The sequence below is a fragment of the Acinetobacter sp. ANC_7682 genome (assembly GCF_056779795.1).
Genome location: NZ_JBWYIQ010000002.1, coordinates 52,142 through 69,911 on the forward strand (window position 1 = coordinate 52,142; position 17,770 = coordinate 69,911).

16 protein-coding genes are annotated in these 17,770 nt (G+C 38.0%); 6 read left to right on the forward strand and 10 right to left on the reverse strand.

The annotated features are described in order from the left end of the window. Window positions 1-9: 9 nt before the first annotated feature. A complete protein-coding gene (gene tatA, locus AC1M9D_RS01130) occupies window positions 10-237 on the reverse strand; it encodes a Sec-independent protein translocase subunit TatA (protein WP_035266725.1) in 228 nt (75 codons plus the stop codon). Window positions 238-409: 172 nt separating this feature from the next. Here tatA and AC1M9D_RS01135 point away from each other — a divergent pair, with 172 nt between their 5' ends. Beyond that, on the forward strand, window positions 410-1,285 hold the full coding sequence (locus AC1M9D_RS01135) for an AEC family transporter (protein WP_481611320.1): 876 nt from the start codon (window positions 410-412) through the stop codon (window positions 1,283-1,285). On the opposite strand, the gene rdgB is transcribed toward AC1M9D_RS01135, so the two are convergent. Then, on the reverse strand, window positions 1,282-1,911 hold the full coding sequence (gene rdgB / locus AC1M9D_RS01140; protein ID WP_092766756.1) for an RdgB/HAM1 family non-canonical purine NTP pyrophosphatase: 630 nt from the start codon (window positions 1,909-1,911) through the stop codon (window positions 1,282-1,284). The genes AC1M9D_RS01135 and rdgB overlap by 4 nt on opposite strands. Before the next feature lie 241 nt (window positions 1,912-2,152). Here rdgB and AC1M9D_RS01145 point away from each other — a divergent pair, with 241 nt between their 5' ends. Next, a complete protein-coding gene (locus tag AC1M9D_RS01145) occupies window positions 2,153-2,461 on the forward strand; it encodes a GNAT family N-acetyltransferase (protein ID WP_180028369.1) in 309 nt (102 codons plus the stop codon). Between the two features lie 42 nt (window positions 2,462-2,503). On the opposite strand, the gene AC1M9D_RS01150 is transcribed toward AC1M9D_RS01145, so the two are convergent. From AC1M9D_RS01150 to AC1M9D_RS01180, 7 genes are all read right to left on the reverse strand, one after another. Then, window positions 2,504-3,094, reverse strand: a complete 591-nt coding sequence (locus AC1M9D_RS01150; RefSeq protein ID WP_180028340.1) for a tetratricopeptide repeat protein — start codon at window positions 3,092-3,094, stop codon at window positions 2,504-2,506. Next, window positions 3,091-3,684, reverse strand: a complete 594-nt coding sequence (gene metW / locus AC1M9D_RS01155; RefSeq protein WP_092766759.1) for a methionine biosynthesis protein MetW — start codon at window positions 3,682-3,684, stop codon at window positions 3,091-3,093. The genes AC1M9D_RS01150 and metW overlap by 4 nt, the downstream gene beginning before the upstream one ends. Continuing rightward, window positions 3,684-4,844 carry a homoserine O-succinyltransferase MetX gene (metX, locus tag AC1M9D_RS01160; RefSeq protein ID WP_035265259.1) on the reverse strand — a complete coding sequence of 387 codons (1,161 nt, stop codon included), beginning with the start codon at window positions 4,842-4,844 and terminating at the stop codon, window positions 3,684-3,686. Before metX ends, metW begins: the two co-directional genes overlap by 1 nt. A gap of 101 nt (window positions 4,845-4,945) precedes the next feature. Further along, window positions 4,946-6,643 carry a 2-isopropylmalate synthase gene (gene leuA, locus AC1M9D_RS01165; RefSeq protein ID WP_481594948.1) on the reverse strand — a complete coding sequence of 566 codons (1,698 nt, stop codon included), beginning with the start codon at window positions 6,641-6,643 and terminating at the stop codon, window positions 4,946-4,948. Window positions 6,644-6,961: 318 nt separating this feature from the next. Beyond that, window positions 6,962-7,645 carry a Fe2+-dependent dioxygenase gene (locus AC1M9D_RS01170; protein WP_179998714.1) on the reverse strand — a complete coding sequence of 228 codons (684 nt, stop codon included), beginning with the start codon at window positions 7,643-7,645 and terminating at the stop codon, window positions 6,962-6,964. A 64-nt stretch (window positions 7,646-7,709) separates the two neighbouring features. Beyond that, window positions 7,710-10,001: a TonB-dependent receptor gene (locus tag AC1M9D_RS01175; RefSeq protein ID WP_481611321.1), complete on the reverse strand. Its 2,292-nt coding sequence runs from the start codon at window positions 9,999-10,001 to the stop codon at window positions 7,710-7,712. Window positions 10,002-10,277: 276 nt separating this feature from the next. Beyond that, complete coding sequence (locus AC1M9D_RS01180; protein WP_481611322.1) at window positions 10,278-12,509, reverse strand: TonB-dependent receptor domain-containing protein; 2,232 nt, start codon at window positions 12,507-12,509, stop codon at window positions 10,278-10,280. 265 nt (window positions 12,510-12,774) lie between these two features. Here AC1M9D_RS01180 and tig point away from each other — a divergent pair, with 265 nt between their 5' ends. From tig to AC1M9D_RS01200, 4 genes are all read left to right on the forward strand, one after another. Continuing rightward, window positions 12,775-14,106: a trigger factor gene (gene tig / locus AC1M9D_RS01185; RefSeq protein ID WP_180028337.1), complete on the forward strand. Its 1,332-nt coding sequence runs from the start codon at window positions 12,775-12,777 to the stop codon at window positions 14,104-14,106. 192 nt (window positions 14,107-14,298) lie between these two features. Next, complete coding sequence (gene clpP, locus AC1M9D_RS01190) at window positions 14,299-14,910, forward strand: ATP-dependent Clp endopeptidase proteolytic subunit ClpP (RefSeq protein ID WP_035265270.1); 612 nt, start codon at window positions 14,299-14,301, stop codon at window positions 14,908-14,910. A 33-nt stretch (window positions 14,911-14,943) separates the two neighbouring features. Next, the gene (clpX, locus tag AC1M9D_RS01195; protein ID WP_179998657.1) at window positions 14,944-16,254 is read left to right on the forward strand and encodes an ATP-dependent protease ATP-binding subunit ClpX; all 1,311 of its coding nucleotides are present in this window, start codon (window positions 14,944-14,946) and stop codon (window positions 16,252-16,254) included. A 138-nt stretch (window positions 16,255-16,392) separates the two neighbouring features. After that, window positions 16,393-17,145 (forward strand): DUF2846 domain-containing protein, encoded by a 753-nt coding sequence (locus AC1M9D_RS01200; protein WP_481611323.1) that lies wholly within the window; start codon window positions 16,393-16,395, stop codon window positions 17,143-17,145. A gap of 27 nt (window positions 17,146-17,172) precedes the next feature. Here the strand turns inward: AC1M9D_RS01200 and AC1M9D_RS01205 are convergent, their stop codons facing one another. After that, window positions 17,173-17,715, reverse strand: a complete 543-nt coding sequence (locus tag AC1M9D_RS01205; RefSeq protein ID WP_035265277.1) for a DUF2059 domain-containing protein — start codon at window positions 17,713-17,715, stop codon at window positions 17,173-17,175. Between the last annotated feature and the right edge of the window lie 55 nt (window positions 17,716-17,770).

Consider the following 17,770-nt stretch of genomic DNA (forward strand, 5'->3'; position numbering starts at 1 on the left):
TACCTACCTTTAATGTTTCGCTGTTGAGTTCAAATCATGAGATGTTTGATGTTCAATCGTGCGTGGTTCTTTTAATTGAGCAGATGTGCTCTGGTCTTCGTCATCCTTAATTGATTTTTTAAAATCTTTAACCGCACCACCAACATCTTTACCCAAATTTTTTAGCTTAGACGTACCGAACAAAAGTAAAACGACAATTGCGAAAATAAGTACGTGCCAAATTGATAATCCAGCCATGATATATTCCTTATTGAAAATGATCTTGAATGATTTCAACAGTTCTTTATGACAGCAAGTTGACGGAATTATTTCAGTTTGAAGTCATGGATTTTTTATGTGTGCAAGAGACTTATTCTGAAGTGAAATAGATGTTGTGCTAAGATGAGAAAAAATCTATTTCATATTTAATATGGTTCTTCTACTCCCACTAGTCTCCTTTCTCATCGGCTATTTTGGCGTAGAATATTTACAAAAAATTCGTCCCTTTATGGCGATGTTGTTGGCGAAAGTGCTGATTCCTCTCATCATTATTTACAATATGGTGTTTTACCAAGAGGGCAGTATATGGTTGATGTTATTTAGTTTTATCGCTTCATTTTTGCTGTATTTATTTGTTTATTACCGTACAAAAGACAAATTAGTCTCCTTATGTTCCAGTTACCTGAACATGGCTTGGCTTGGCTTTCCATTTGCATTCGCTATTTTTGGTGCGCAAGCATCTAGTCCTATGGTTGCACTTTATGTCGGGGGCTCTATTTTTGGTAATATTTGTGCAGTGACCGTATTAAGTGCTGAAAAGCAGTCTGCGATGGAGATTTTGAGAAAATTGACTTTCTCTCCACCGATTTTAGCTTTATTAGTTGCTGGTTTTCTTTCGTTATGGAATGTTAGTTATTTTCAGCAGAATGCAATGATTCAATCATTGTATATATTGGATAAGTGGTTAATGACCTTTACAGGGATGTGTGTCCTTGGGATGTGGTTATCTCAAGTAAAAATTCACTTGTCCGATTTAATTGAAAGTTTAAAACTTGCTTTGATTAAATTTCTATTTGGTTTAGTGTGCTGTGCGGTAGCCTATTTTCTTCTACCGATTCCTCACGAACTGGTTGTTATTGCACTGATGTCTATGTTTTTTTTATTACCACCCGCAGCGAATATTGTTGCTTTAGAAACACATTATTCAGGAACAGGTGTTTCAGCCCAATATATCGCAGCGGGTACCATCGTAAGTTGCATGACAATTGGTTTATTTGCCATGGTTTATCATGGACTGATCGTTTAGTTCGTTTCGAGGCTTGCTTTGAATAACTGCATGGCTTGACCACGATGACTGATCTTATTTTTGTCTTCTTTGGTCATTTCAGCGCTACTAATATTGAGTTCAGGTAGCCAAAACAGTGGGTCGTAGCCAAAACCATTTTTGCCACGTGCTACTTCCAAAATTTCACCTTTCCAGATTCCTTGGAAAATCTGAGGTAAAGGATCTTCAGCGTGTTGAACTAAGGCGAGTACACACACAAACATCCCTTCAATCACGTCACCATTGTTACGTAATGGTGCTAAATCTGCCAGTAATTTAGCATTATTGGCAGCATCATCGCCATGCTCACCAGCATAACGTGCAGAGTAAATACCAGGAGCACCACCAAGTGCAGGGACGCAAATACCTGAGTCATCTGCTATAGCTGGTTTACCCGAAATCTTAGAAGCATGTCGTGCTTTGATAATGGCATTTTCTACAAAACTTAACCCATCTTCCACCGCATCCTCAATGTTCAGTTGTCCTTGAGGCACAACGTTAACAGGGAGTTTTAATTCTTCAAATAACTTTTCGAACTCAGCTATTTTCCCTTTATTGTTGCTCGCTAAAACCAAAGTACCTTGATCTAACCAATCTTTAGACGCCATGTTGAATCACTTTCTGTTTCAAATTTGAAGCTATTCTAACGGATATTTGCGATGATACAGATGAACTCATCTTTAAAATAACCAATCATTAAACATGAGAAATTTAAATAGCATTCATATTCGTTAAGCAGAGATCGCAGATGTTGAAAATATTGCGTCCTGTATTGCTTTAGCTTTGAACCACTTTGATGAAATACCAAAAAGTAAGTCCCTATTTTCAAAATAAGCTCTTGTATCGCACATCAATCATCAAGAGATAAAATACTTTGTTGCAGAATTAAAGCAGTCGCTTGTTGGGATGATTGCTTACAAACAACCCACTCATATTTTTCATTTTTTTGTTCATCCAAATCTGCAATTTCAAGGCGTTGGAACTCTTTTATTTAATTATGTGTTAGATCAATTAAATCAAACGGATATCCAGCAGATAACAGTCAATGCGCATATAGGGGCTGTTCATTTTTATAAAAAATTAGGTTTTACTTCACAGAGTGAAGTGGACATATTCGAAGATCTGAAATTCATAAGAATGAAGAAGATGATCGAATAAAAAAAGCACCGATAGGTGCTTTCTTCAAACTTATAAGCGTTACTAACGGCTTTGAATCCATTGATCAGCACGATCACGTGCAGTACGAATTTGTTCTGGTGTCAGGTTGGCAGCCAAAGCCGTCTTTTTTGTCTCAGACATATTGATCACTTTATTATCTAACATGCCATCACGTGTAGAAAGCTCATACCATTGGTAAGCACTCATATAGTTTTTCTTTTGCTCTTCCATAACGGCTAAATTGAAGCTTGCACGATTGTCACCATGACTTGCTGCTTTTTCGAAGTATTGGCGAGCTAAGGTTTCATTTTTAGCAACACCAATACCGTCAGCATACATACGACCCACATTCAGCTGAGCAGATGAAATACCTTGATCGGCTGCTGCCTTATACCAAACGAAAGCTTGCTTTAGGTCTTTAGCAACATCTTTACCATGTTGATAATGTGTTGCCAGATAAAACTGGGCAGCCGGTTGACCTGCTCGAGCAGCTTTTTGGAGCTCCGATACAGGCATACGTGAATACTGTGCAGCTAGTGCAGAAGTTGATGGTTGTTGAGGTACATAATCTGCATGAACTTGGAAACTCAACAACCCTAGAAATAATGAAGTACCTAAGAATAACTTTTTCATAGAGCGCTCACTCGATAAATCGCGACCTCGCCAAACAAGTTCGGGATATGCTTGCTGAGCAAACTCCCTTGTTGATTCCCATTCACGGCTAAACGGTCAATAATTTTAATTTGATTCTCAGCACAAAGTGCTTCGAAATCCTTAAACGTGCACAGATGGATATTTGGAGTGTTATACCACATATAGGGTAAGGCATCCGAAACAGGCATTTTCCCTTTTAAAGCAAGGAAAGAGCGTGTTTTCCAGTGTGCAAAGTTAGGAAAAGTAATAATTGCTTGTTTCCCAACACGCACCATATCGCGCAAAAGCACATCAGGTGCATCTACAGCTTGCAAAGCTTGTGCCATGACAACATAGTCAAATGACTGGTCTGCAAAGCGTCCCAAACCGAGGTTCAAGTCTTGTTGGATGATATTTAACCCTCGACTGACTGCAATTGCAATCTTTTCTTGATCGATTTCTAATCCGTATGCACGAATGTTGTGCTTTTTGCTCATATGAGCCAGTAACTCACCATCGCCACAACCAAGATCTAAAATGCTTGAATCAGGTTTAATCCATTTTTCTGCAAGCTTCTGATCGATACGCATTACACGGTCTCCTTAGGGGTTGAAGCAAGATGGTCTACACCGCCTAAGAAAGCCCTTAAAGTTTTGACATATAAAGGGATAGGGAACAAGAACGAGTCATGACCTTGTTCTGCATCAATATCAACATAGCTCACAGGCTTATGATTGGTAATCAATGCATCCACAATCTCAACAGATCGGGAAGGAGAGAATCTCCAATCCGTAGTAAATGAAATCACAAGGAATTTACATTTTGTATTCGACATTGCTTTAACTAAAGATTGTTCATACTCACGAGAAGGATCGAAGTAATCCAAAGCTTTAGTCATGATCAAGTAGGTGTTCGCATCAAAGTTACGACTAAATTGTTCACCTTGATAGCGAAGATAACTTTCAACTTGGAATTCAACATCGAAACCATACATGAATTTGCCAGATTTTAAATCACGACCAAATTTTTGTTTCATGGCTTCTTCAGAAAGGTAGGTAATGTGACCTACCATCCGCGCTAGAATAAGGCCACGTTTAGGATAGCTGTCTTTTTCTAAATAGCGACCATGATGAAAATCAGGATCAGACAAAATGGATTGGCGCGCGACCTCATTAAACGCGATATTTTGCGCTGAAAGTTTAGGTGCACTGGCAATAATGACACAATTATTTAATCGGTCAGGATAATCTACAGACCACTGAAGTGCCTGCATGCCTCCCAAAGAGCCACCAATAATCGAGTGCCAAACAGTGATACCAAGACGATCAGACAGCATTGCTTGAGTTTTAACCCAATCGCGCACGGTCACTAATGGAAAATCTGGACCATAAGGACGATTTTCATTTTCAGGATTTGGGGAGGTTGGTCCTGTTGATCCGTTACAACCACCAATATTGTTTAATGCCACCACAAAAAATGTATTGGTATCAATTGCTTTGCCTGGCCCAATACAAGCATCCCACCAACCTGCTTTTTTATCATCTTCATGGTGATAACCAGCAGCATGATGATGACCAGAAAGCGCATGGCAGATCAAAATTGCATTAGATTTATCTGCATTGAGTGTGCCATAAGTTTCGACCATCAATTCGAAACGTGGTAAAACGCGGCCACATTCTAATGCGAGTGGTTCTTCAAATTGGAACTTTTGTGGAACAACAATGCCCACTGAGTCAGCTGGAAAAGACACAGGATAAATTCGCCTAAAATCTTAAGTATGAATAAATAAAAGGATACCACTTGAGGGTATCCTTCTAAAGTCATTTTCGTGCTAAATATTATTGCTAATATTTATACTGCCGCAGCGATCACTTGATCTGTGCTCAAAACACCTTGATCAATTAAACGATTTGTACATGCAATAATTCCTTCAATAGATGAAGTCACGATGTTGTCATGTACACCAGCACCGAATGCTGATTTACCTGTACCTTTGACTTGAAGTTCAATTAGTGCCAACGCTTTAGCATTTGCACCAGAACCAATGCTACGTTCTTCATAGTTCACAACATCGATTGGCAACTGTAAAGCATCTAAAATTGCAGAGATTGGTCCGTTGCCTTCACCACGTAGATGTTGAACTTGACCACCGACTTCAATATCTAATTCAATGACTTGATTGCCATTTTCATCAGATAATCGATAGTTTTTCGCGACATAATGTTTATCTTTCTGATTTACATATGTACTTTGGAATAAACTCCAAATTTGCTCAGCAGAAACTTCTACGCCTTCTTCGTCAGCTACCTGTTGCACGACTTGCGAGAACTCAATTTGTAAGCGACGTGGTAATACGACGTTGTAGTTCGACTCTAACAAGTATGCGATACCACCTTTACCTGATTGTGAATTGACACGAATGACTGCGTCATAATCACGTCCCAAATCTTTAGGATCAATTGGTAAGTAAGGCATGTCCCAAATTTCTTCGTTTTTCTGGAACTCAAAGCCTTTTTTAATCGCATCTTGGTGTGAGCCAGAAAATGCAGTAAATACTAAATCACCCGCATATGGATGACGTGGATGAACGGGTATACCTGTACATTCTTCAATAGTAGAAATGATTTCATTAATATTTGAAAAATCTAGATTTGGAGCGACACCTTGGGTATACATATTTAATGCAATCGCTGCAACGTCAACGTTACCTGTACGTTCACCATTACCAAATACACAACCTTCCACACGATCAGCACCAGCCATGATCGCTAACTCGGATGCTGCAATACCGCATCCACGGTCATTGTGACAGTGTACAGAAATAATAACACCATCGCGGCGTTGTAAGTTGCGATGCATCCATTCAACTTGGTCAGCGTAAATATGAGGTCCAGAAACTTCTACAGTCGCGGGTAAATTCAAGATAACTTTATTATCTGGGCGAGCATCCCAAATTTCAGTGACTGCATCACAGACATCTTTTGCAACTTCTAATTCAGTCGCGGTAAAGCATTCAGGAGAGTATTGGAACACCCATTCAGTTTCAGGATATTGCGCTGCATATTCTTTCACTTTTTGAGCCGCATTAACCGCTAAGGCTTTCGCACCCGCTACATCAACATTCAATACTTTTTGACGGAATGTTGGTGAGTTTGAATTATAGATATGCACAATTGCACGTTTTGCACCTTGTAATGATTCAAATGTACGTTGAATCAAGTGATCACGAGCTTGAACTAATACTTCGATATAGACATCATCTGGAATATGATTTTCTTCGATTAATTTACGGGTGAAGTCAAAATCAATCTGTGAGGCAGATGGAAATCCAATTTCGATATGTTTGAAACCAATTTTCACCAACATTTGGAACATCTTGAATTTTTGTTCGATGTTCATTGGTTCGAAAATAGCTTGGTTACCGTCACGAAGGTCGGTGCTCATCCAAATTGGCGCTTTATTAATTTCGTTATTTGGCCATTGACGGTCAGGTAAGTCTACACGTTGGTACATGCGACGGTATTTTTTGCTTGGATCAGCCAACATCATGAGATAACTCCTTTCATAGCACAACATGCTTGGGTCTTGTGTAAAGGCACTGCGCTATTTATATCGATTGTGTCTATTCTATCAATTTACAAGTGGCTTACTGCATCATTTTGCTGAATTCTCTAAAAATCTTTTGAATATATAGAGCTTAGCTATACCGTCACAGTGCTTGTAAATTCTTTCTTTTATTATAGTGCGATCTTCAAGAGAATTATTCCCTGATTTAGATCAAAGTATGATGAATGTGAAATTTTTTTTCATAATATAATGATAATTTAATAATTAATTTCATTATAAAAATTTAAGATGAAAAATAAATTACAGTTCTGCCCATTTTCGAATTAAATTGTGATAGAGGCTCGTGAGTTTGATGACTTGCTCATGTTGATCCCCTAATTCCATACGAAGTTGCTGAATAGATTGATCTAAAGTAAATAACATATGTCGATTTGAATCATCTCGAATCATACTTTGTATCCAAAAAAATGATGCCAAGCGACACCCCGATTGGATAGAAGTGACTTCATGTAAGCTAGTAGATGGATAAAGTATCAAATCTCCTGCAGGGAGTTTGACTTCGTGATATCCATAGGTATCTTCAATGACTAATTCACCGCCGTCATATTCGTGCGGATCACTCAAGAATAAGGTACAAGATAAATCTGTTCTCAAGCGTTCTTGTGAGCCTTGAACTCTGCGAATTGAATTGTCGACATGAAAACCGAATGATTGATGCTGTTCATAGCGATTAAACAGAGGGGGAATGATATCTAGTGGAATTGCTGCTGATAAGAATAAAGGATGTTGACCTAGGGATTCTAAAATAATATCACCTAGATGTTTGGTCAGGGGATGATCATTAGAAAGTTGCTGATTATGTTTCACTGTTGCAGAGAGTGTTCCAGCTGTTACCTTTCCATTGACCCAATCTACTTTAGACATTTCTTCACGAAAATATCGAACTTGTTCGGGGCTTAGAATATTTGGAATATGATGAATCACTACGATCACTCACTGCTTTAGGTGATGAAAAGCATAGCTCGTATAGAGCTATGCTGAAATGAAATTAAAACTTGAAATTTAAAGACAATACAGCATTTCGACCTTCAGCTTCAGTTGCATAATGTGAAGCATAAGCTTTCGTGAAATAACGTGTATCTGAGAGATTATTGACGTTCAATTGAAGATCAATATCTGAATTTACTTGATAGCGAGCCATGGCGTCATAACGAACATAGCCTGGTACAAATTTGGTATTTGCAGCATCTCCATACACTCGATCCATAGCTAAAACACCAGCACCTAATTGTAATTTAGGGAGAACTTGGTAAGTTGTCCACAAAGTGGCAGAGTGTTTTGCGACATTTTGGACTTGGTTACCATTAGTTGGGCTAGCCGAATAACTTCCATCGCTATTTTTGACATAACCTGCATCAACAATTTCACTATCTAAATATGTGTATCCTGCAGATAAAGCCCATTTATTTGTGATATTGCCGTTTAAGCCTAATTCAACGCCATCAACACGTGTCTCACCAATATTTCTTGTAAATCCATCACTATCTAAAGCGCGAGTATTTTCTTTTGCTGTACGGAAAATAGCAGCTGTAAGATTAATTCTGTTATTCAAAAGGTCCCATTTGGTTCCGATTTCATAGGTTTTGACTTCTTCAGGTTTGAGGTTGTTAATTGCTCTTGCTTGTGCATCAGTTGTATTGCGTCCTGGGACACTTAACCCTTCTGAACCATTACCAGCATCGATTCCAACGGGATTAGCTGAAGTCGCATAGCTTGCATAAATTGATCCATTTTCTCTTGGTTTAAAGGTTAATCCAGCTTGATAATTGAAGAAATCGTGTTTTGAATTATATTTTGTTCCTGCTTGAATTGCTGAAGTGCCTGAACCAGTATCTTGATTGTATTTCATTTCAGTTTCGAATTCATCCCAGCGAATACCAAGGTCAAGGAGCCACTGAGGATTAAGCTCAATATTATTTAGGGCATATACTGATTGTGTTTCAGATTTAATCTTCATGACATTTGGATTCGCTTGAACTTTACCTAGCCAAGCATCATTTGAATTGGGGTTATAAAGATCAGTACACCAACCATTTGAAATATTTAATGAGCATGCATTATTAGCACCACTACCGCCTATTAACGTGGTATTAGGGTCGGTTACAATGTTTGTGCCGCGTTCAGAATCTTGTTTACTGTATTCAGCACCCAAATTGAAATTATGTTTTATGATGCCTGTTTGGAATTTACCTGTTAATGCGAGTTGATCTGTAAAACTGTCAGTGTTTGTTAGGTTGGTATTTAGACGACGCCAAACTTTTCCATTTGCGACGTTGCCCTGACTGTCATCTGGTTGAGTCCATAAGTAATTATTTTTTGATTTGCTATAGACAGCAGTATTCGTCAAGCTTAGATTTTCGCTAAAATCGTGCTCTAGCTTAAGGGTCCCACTTTGATTTTCTTGCTTTTGAAAATCACGATTTAACCAACCGTAGTATGTACCCTGTTTAACATCAACGGGTGAGCCGACGGTCGCTTTTCTGTCAGTGTCGTATTTATATGGAATACCTGAATCTGGCTTATCATCAGACTTTAGGTAGTAGTAGGCTAGTGTCGCTCGAGTGGGCGTGTCTAACCCAAAGCTAATACTTGGTGCAATACCAGCACGTTCATATTCAGCGCCATTATGTTGTCCCGCTTTTTCATTCTGGTGACCCATTGCCACGACACGAGTCGCAATACCATTTCCAAAATCTTTATTTGCATCTAATGTGATACGTGCATAAGCATCAGTACCGCCAGCAACAGAGCCTTGGAAAGCATCTCCAGATTTGGCTAATTTGGAAATTAGGTTAATACTACCACCCGTAGAACCTCCACCACCTAAAGTAGAGGCGGAGCCTTTGGTGACTTCAACCTGTTCGACAGCAAACATTTCACGGTTTTGAGAAGTAGAGTTTCTTACACCGTCAACGTACATTGAACTTTCAGAGTTATAACCACGGATAAATGGACGGTCACCATTTGGGTTGCCACCTTCGCCCGCACCAAGTGTAATTCCTGGAACAGTTCTTAAAGCATCAGACAGCGTAGTCACTTGAGTATCTTGTATCTGTTTTTGAGAAATAACAGAGATTGATTTGGGAGTATCTAGTAGGGGAGCAACGTATTTAGCGTTTGAGGATTTGTCGACTTTAAATGACTGCTCTGATTGAGCCTCTGATTTAATTGTTTCTAAATGCGCTGTATCTTCTTGTGCAAAAGTTTGACCTGAAATAACAGCCAATGACGTTGCTATAGCAGATGAAACGATTTTTTTACGTGTTGTGATAAAGGCCATGTTTAACCTGATATGAATTTGTTTTCAGGTTGAGAATAATAATGATTCTTTTTTAGCTTTAACGGATCTTAAAATTGATATTTGCGATTTAAGTTAAACTAAATAACGGAAGCTTAAATGTAATAATGTAATATTATGTATATAAGTAAATGAATTTAAATAATATTGGAAAAATTAAAGTTTCTACATTTTTGTATGGCTATTTTTAATAGGGAATTTTATTAAAATAAAAAACCCTGCTAGCGCAGGGTTTTACTAGAGAGAATCGACCTAGAATTAGAAATTATATGAAACGGATAACCAATAATTGCGATCTGGAATATATGTACCTGCTGAACTGCTCGTAGTTTTTGTATATAGGAAAGCATTTACAGTATCACCAGATGTGTTGGTAAATGTTTTATATTCGCCAAAATCTTTATCTAAGAGATTGTTGATTCGAGCAGATAGGGTAACTTGGTTATTTACTTTGTAGGACGCACCTAAATTAAATAGTTCATATGCTTTAAGTTCATTATTAGTTACAGCCACCTCGCGTTGGGTATTTGTATTCGCATCAGGATCTGTAAAACGAGTACGTTTAGATTTATATTCAGCTTCTAACCAAGTAGAGAATTTGTCATTAACTAACCACGTACCAGTCATATTTATAGCATGGCGAGGAGTATTCTCAATTGGTTGACCTTTGTCTACACCTTTCGTAATTTCTGATTCTAGCCAAGTATAATTTGCTTTTAGATTGATATTCGGAGAAATATCATATTTTGCGCTTAGTTCAACACCATAACTTTCAGCTTCATCAGCATTGCCTTGGAAAGAGAAATTTTCTTGATATGAGAAATTACCAACAGTCATACAGTTTGCTGCTGGGATTTCTCCAGCAGGTCTTTCTGCCCAAATACAGTTATCGATGACATTAGCACCGGAGATAATGAGATCTGTAAACTGGGTATAGAAACCCGTAGCTGTTAGATTGAAGTTGGATAGGTTGTCATAAATGAAACCTAATTCATAGTTTGTTGTTTTTTCAGGTTTTAAATCAGGATTACCTAAAGTGACACTTTGACCTTGTGACCCAAAACCATTAATACCATCAGCTAAATCATTTGCTGTAGGTACTTTGTAGCCAGTACTCACACCACCTTTTAAGGTCCAATAATCATTTGTATTCCAAACGACATATGCTCGTGGTGTAAAATGACTACCAAAAGCACTATGGTCTTCATAACGGCCACCAAATGTTAATGCTAATGAGTCAGTTAGTGCCCACTCATCTTCTGCAAATACCGACCAAGAATCTTGTTTGAATTTAATATTACCTGCAGAGGCATCGACGGTTTCATTATCTTTATATTCAATACCAGTAGTTAATTTATGGTTAGAGATTGATGTAATAAGACGTGAGTCTATAGTTAAATCAGTATTTTCTAATTTACGATCACCTGTTCCATCTGAATAGTAGTTATATTCTGGTGCATTCCCTGCAGGAAGAATACGTCCTTTCTGCTCCGAAGTGACATGACTTGCAAAAGTTTTCCATTGGCCTATTGCTAAATCAGCATCGACACCCGCAGAGATGCGATCTCTTAAAAATTTAATTTCATCTCTATATGATGATAAACCCGAGATAGCATTATTTCTATAAGTATATTGTTCACCTAATCTTGAATCTTCATTATTGTAGCGTTGTTCTGAATGATCGAAGTCGACCCAAGAAGAAATACTATCATTAATATTATAAGTTAACTTTGTACCTACAGAATAATTGTTCGCTTCAACATTACGTGGGTCACGACCTTGATTTCCTTGATCTATATTTTTTGCAGGTGGAACCAATCGATCTGACTCATCACGGTTGAAAAATTCACCGCGTACTTGAATCCCGAGTTTATCTTGAATCAATGGGCCATTTACAACAGCACTTGTTTTCCAGTTGTTGCCAATGTCATTATTTTCTTGAATATTATGTTCAACAGAGACATTACCATTCCACTGATTACTTACCTTTTTTGTAATAATATTAATGATACCACCCATAGCATCTGAGCCATAAAGGGTTGACATTGGACCACGGATAACTTCTATTCTTTCAATAGATGCTAATGGTGGCATGAAGCTTGTACCGAACTCACCGAATCCATTAGGACCAATATTTCCTGCAGTGTTTTGACGCTGTCCATCAATAAGAATTAATGTGTATTCTTGGTTAAGGCCACGCATTTGAATGTTTAAACCACCAGTTTTACCTTGACCATTGCGGACATCAATACCTGGAATATCAGTTAGTGCATCAGCAATACTAGTGATGCCTTTTTTTTGTAAATCATCAGAGGTAATTACGCTAATCGATGCAGGTGCATTTTTAAGATCCTGCTCAAAACCCGCAGCAGAAACTACAATTGTAGAAAGTTGATGAGCACTATTTTCATTTGTCGTATTTGCAGATGTTACACCGCTAGACAAAGCGAATAATGCAACTGTAAGAGGTTGAAGCTTAAACTTACTCATATTATGTTCTTCCGCTGGTATGAGTGATGCTTGAGGGCATGATCAAATTTGATGCAAATATTAATGATAAACTTTATCATTTGCAATAAAAAACAAACAATAATTAAGAAATATGAATTGAATATGCTCAAACCTTGTGAGCAAAAAAACATTTACAGCTTTATAAAAAAGATGGTTTGAAAAAGGTATTTTGTATATCTTTGATTGTTGTCATATAATGTGGCACTTTAAAAATTGCAATTACTATTTCTATATCGAGGAAGCCATGCAAGTAACTTCTGAAGCGGTTTCGGGCGTAGCCCGTCGTTTAAATGTATCTGTACCGACGAGCCGTGTTAATGAGCAATTCGAAGCTCGTTTAAAACGTACTGCTAAAACAGTTAAGATCAACGGCTTCCGTCCAGGTAAAGTGCCTTTAAATGTTGTTCGTCGTGAATACGGCGCGAGCATTTACCAAGAAGTGGTAAATGATGTTATTCGTGACACAGTATTCGAAGCAATTCAACAAGAGAAAATCAATGCTGTAGGCATGCCTAACATTGAAAAAGTTGAAAACAAAGAAGATGCTTTAGTTTATGAAGCAACTGTTGAAGTTTACCCAGAAGTTTCAGTTAAGTTTGACGGTTTAGAAGTTGAACGTAAATCTACTGAAGTAAATGATAAAGATGTAGATCAAATGATCGAAAATCTTCAAAAGCAACGCGCGACTTGGACTGAAACAAAAGGCATGGCTAAAAAAGACATGCAAGTTACTTTTGATTTCGAAGGTTCTATTGACGGCGAAAAATTTGAAGGTGGTTCTGCTGAAGACTTCAAACTTGTATTAGGTTCTGGTCGTATGATCCCTGGCTTCGAAGACGGTATCGTTGGTATGAAGAAAGGCGAAGAGAAAGTAATTGATGTAACTTTCCCTGAAGATTACCAAGCAGAAAACCTTGCAGGTAAATCAGCTCAATTCAAAATCACAGTTAAGCTTGTTGAAAAACAAAAGCTTCCTGACGTAGATGCTGAATTCCTAAAAATCTTTGGTTTAACTGAAGAAGAAGGTGTTGAGAAGTTAAAAGCTGACGTTCGCAAAAATATGGAACGTGAAGTGAAAAACGGTCTTCGCAATCAAGTGAAAGGTGCAACTTTTGATGCGCTTGTAGCTGCAAATGAAATTGAAGTACCTGCATCTATGTTGTCTCAAGAAATTGACCGTCAACGTCAACAAATGATCCAACAGTTTACTCAACAGTTTGGTGCTCAAGGCGCTAAAGCATTTGATTCAAGCATGCTTCCAGATGAATTATTCAAAGAGCAAGCTGAAAAATCAGTAAAATTAGGTGTTTTGGTGAGCAGTATTCTTGCTGAAGCAAAAATCGAAGTTGATCAAGCACGTGTAGAAGCTTATATCGAAGATATGGCGACTTCTTATGAAGACCCTACAGAAGTTATTGAATACTTCAAAAATGATAAGCAACAACGTGCACAAATCGAAGCTGTTGTTTTAGAAGACCAAGTTGTAGATCACATCTTAGCGTCTGCTAAAGTAACTGATAAAGCTGTTAGCTATGAAGAATTGTTGAAAGAACAACAAGCTCGTCAACAAGGCTAATCGGTTATCCGAAGGAAGAGGCGCTTAACGCGCCTTTTTTCTTGTAAAAAATATGGATCAACTTGTCCTGTATTCACAAAGCCTAATCAAAAAATATCTGATATTTAATGGTGAATATTTTGCATTTTCGACAATTATCCCTCATATTGTGAAAATGTATTGAGTGACAAAAAATTTAGGAATAAATAACGTATGTATGTTCCAACAATTGATAATGCTTTGGTTCCAGTTGTCGTAGAGCAATCATCTCGTGGTGAGCGTTCTTTTGATATTTTCTCGCGTCTTTTACGCGAACGTGTAATTTTCTTAACGGGTGAAGTTGAAGACAATATGGCGAACTTAATCGTTGCGCAAATGTTGTTCTTAGAAGCTGAGAACCCAGAAAAAGATATTCATTTGTACATTAACTCACCTGGTGGTTCAGTGACTGCGGGTATGGCAATTTACGATACGATGCAATTCATCAAACCAGACGTCGTGACGTATTGCATGGGTCAAGCGGCATCAATGGGCGCTTTTTTATTGAATGCTGGTGCTAAGGGTAAACGTTACTGCTTAGAAAACGCTCGTGTTATGATTCATCAACCATTGGGTGGTTTCCGTGGTCAAGCCTCAGATATTGAAATTCATGCACGTGAAATTCTATTTATTAAAGAGCGTTTGAACCGTCTAATGGCTGAACACAGTGGCCAAGATTATGAAACTGTTGCACGTGATACAGACCGTGATAACTTTATGACCGCTCAAGCTGCAAAAGAATATGGTTTGGTCGATGAAGTTTTAACGAAACGTCCGCAACTTTAAGCTGTAAAGCATAGAAATTTATTTGGAGTGAAGATGTCTGAAAATCCTCAAGGACAAAAGCATTGTTCATTTTGCGGTAAAACGCAGTCTGAAGTGGGTAAACTCATTGCAGGCGAGGACGCTTACATTTGTAATGAATGTGTAGATGTATGCTTAGATTTAGTTCAGACGAGCCAGCAAGTCGAAACTGGTGAATGGGCAACTCGTCCATTACCTAAGCCGCATGAAATTCGTGCAGCTTTAGATCAATATGTGATTGGTCAAGACACTGCGAAAAAAACGCTCTCTGTTGCGGTATATAACCACTATAAACGTCTTAAAGTGACTCAATCAACTGCAAAGTCAGAAGATCGTGTAGAACTTGCTAAAAGCAATATCTTACTCATAGGACCAACAGGTTCGGGTAAGACTTTGTTGGCGCAAACTTTAGCGCGCTTATTAGATGTGCCATTTGCGATGGCTGATGCAACGACATTAACTGAAGCTGGTTATGTTGGTGAAGATGTTGAGAATATCGTTCAAAAATTGCTACAAAAAGCAGATTACGATGTTGAGAAAGCACAGAAGGGTATCATTTATATCGACGAGATCGATAAGATTACCCGTAAGTCTGAAAATCCTTCAATAACACGTGATGTTTCAGGTGAAGGTGTTCAACAAGCGCTTTTAAAAATGATCGAAGGCACGGTAGCTTCAATTCCACCTCAAGGTGGTCGTAAGCATCCACAGCAAGAGTTCATTCAAATTGATACGTCTAATATCCTGTTCATCTGCGGTGGTGCATTCTCTGGTTTGGAGCGTGTCGTGCAACAGCGTCAAGAAAAAGGTGGAATTGGTTTCACTGCTGACGTGAAGACTAAAGATGACTCTAAGAAGTTATCTGAATTATTTAGTCAGGTAGAAGCTGCCGATCTTGTGAAATTTGGTTTAATCCCTGAATTCATTGGTCGTCTGCCAGTGATTGCAACGCTCGAAGAATTGGACGAAGAAGCATTAATGCAAATTTTGACTGAACCAAAAAATGCATTAACCCGTCAGTATCAATACTTGTTCGAAATGGAAGATGTTGATCTATTATTTGAAGATTCAGCATTGCGAGCTGTTGCGAAAAAAGCACTTGAGCGTAATACAGGTGCACGTGGTTTACGTTCAATTCTTGAAAACGTCTTACTCGATACGATGTACGATTTACCAAGTCGCTCTGATATTGGTACTGTTGTGATCAATGAAGCTGTGATCAATGAAAATGCTGAACCAGAATATCGAGCTGAGCGCCAACCTAAACAAGAACAACAAGTTGAAGAAAAGGTCGATTTAAAGATTTTAGATACTAAATCTGCTTAATTGATTGTAATTCATCTGAAACGCGTAAAAAGTCCCACTTTTTGCGCGTTTTTTGTTTTTAATCTTGGATTGAGATGATAATCTAACGATAACAAAAACATGACATAGAATAAAAAGTATTCGTGATGAGGGATAATCATGCGATCAACCGTAGCAGTGTGTGCTTTGAGTCTGTTTCTTGTGGCATGTCAGACACATAAAGGGCTTAACGAAAATAATCAAACTCATGTGGTTTCAACGTTAAAACCGGTAGATTTTAGTGAGAAAAAAACTTTTGTATCTCAGAAGCTAGCTCAATATAAAGTTGCAGGATTTGAGCTGGGCTCATGGGTAAATCAAAAACCAGGACAGTTTTTCAGCCGTGTAAAACCTCAACATCAGCAAGCCGCAGTGTTGTATCTGTACCGTCCTGATAGTAAGTGGAATCGTCAGGAAATTATTGCACCGAGTTTTTTTCTAAATGGTAAGCGCATTCCGAGTTTAATCAGCAATCATTATTATTGGATAGAGCTGGCTGAAGGGGATTATCAACTTAGTATCAGTCGACCTTTAACTGTGATGCATTTTCAAAAACCTTTGGTTGCAAGTTTTAGTGTTAAAGCGGGGCAGCAGTATTTCTTAAAATATGAAGAAGAACAGTTTCGAGGTGGACCAAATGGTAGTGAAGATCTCCTCAGAGTTGGACCATTGATGCAAATGCCAACAAAACAGGCATTAAGAGAAATTGGCATGACTCAGTTGAAAACGCCTGGGCTTAACTATGTTGCCGTTATTCAACCGAACGGAACATTGCAAAAATCAAAAGAAAAAATTAAAAATAAAGAATATAAAGCCAGTGATGATGTGCGCTTAACAGAACCTTTTAAGATATATGATCCACGCACATGGTAACTCTGATTCAGCAGAATGGTTTTTAGCTTATTTCGAGTCAGTATGAATACTTTGTTTTTGTAGTTGTTCTAATTTCTTTTGGACTTCAGCAAAATTCTTTTCTGTAGATTGTAAAGAGCCTGCAAGTTGTTGATTCAGGATTTTCATGGATTCTTGAGCAACAAGTGGACCTTTATTTAAAATGGATTGACCTGTTGGAGAGGAATAAAAGTCGATCTGGGCTTGAACTTCTTGGGCATCATAGACATCTTTATAAATTTTGAGATAGATCGGTTTAAGTTTTTCCCAAGAAGTTTGCTTAATATTTTCTTGGTGAATTTTATCAGCCAGTTCATTGGCAATAACTTGTTGTTGTGGTGTTAATTTTTCGGCCTTAACAATATTTTGAACAATGCTATAGGCCTGTTGATCAATTTGAGGTCGGATTTGTTTAAGCGTACTTTGTAAGAGCTGATCTAAATTCAATACTTGTATGAGTTTTTCGATTTGTTGATCAGTCGCTTGAGCTGCCATAACCGCAGGTGAGCAGATCATGCATCCGCTCAAAAATAATGTTCTTAAAATTTTCATGAGTATTCTCGGTATAAAAAAGCACCCTAATGATAGAGTGCTTTTTGAACTTGAG

Coding starts and splice junctions, on each gene's coding strand:
- tatA (WP_035266725.1), bottom strand. CDS start 237: ATGGCTGGATTATCAATTTGGCACGTACTTATTTTCGCAATTGTCGTT.
- AC1M9D_RS01135 (WP_481611320.1), top strand. CDS start 410: ATGGTTCTTCTACTCCCACTAGTCTCCTTTCTCATCGGCTATTTTGGC.
- rdgB (WP_092766756.1), bottom strand. CDS start 1,911: ATGGCGTCTAAAGATTGGTTAGATCAAGGTACTTTGGTTTTAGCGAGC.
- AC1M9D_RS01150 (WP_180028340.1), bottom strand. CDS start 3,094: ATGAAAAAGTTATTCTTAGGTACTTCATTATTTCTAGGGTTGTTGAGT.
- metW (WP_092766759.1), bottom strand. CDS start 3,684: ATGCGTATCGATCAGAAGCTTGCAGAAAAATGGATTAAACCTGATTCA.
- leuA (WP_481594948.1), bottom strand. CDS start 6,643: ATGATGTTGGCTGATCCAAGCAAAAAATACCGTCGCATGTACCAACGT.
- AC1M9D_RS01175 (WP_481611321.1), bottom strand. CDS start 10,001: ATGGCCTTTATCACAACACGTAAAAAAATCGTTTCATCTGCTATAGCA.
- AC1M9D_RS01180 (WP_481611322.1), bottom strand. CDS start 12,509: ATGAGTAAGTTTAAGCTTCAACCTCTTACAGTTGCATTATTCGCTTTG.
- tig (WP_180028337.1), top strand. CDS start 12,775: ATGCAAGTAACTTCTGAAGCGGTTTCGGGCGTAGCCCGTCGTTTAAAT.
- clpP (WP_035265270.1), top strand. CDS start 14,299: ATGTATGTTCCAACAATTGATAATGCTTTGGTTCCAGTTGTCGTAGAG.
- clpX (WP_179998657.1), top strand. CDS start 14,944: ATGTCTGAAAATCCTCAAGGACAAAAGCATTGTTCATTTTGCGGTAAA.
- AC1M9D_RS01200 (WP_481611323.1), top strand. CDS start 16,393: ATGCGATCAACCGTAGCAGTGTGTGCTTTGAGTCTGTTTCTTGTGGCA.
- AC1M9D_RS01205 (WP_035265277.1), bottom strand. CDS start 17,715: ATGAAAATTTTAAGAACATTATTTTTGAGCGGATGCATGATCTGCTCA.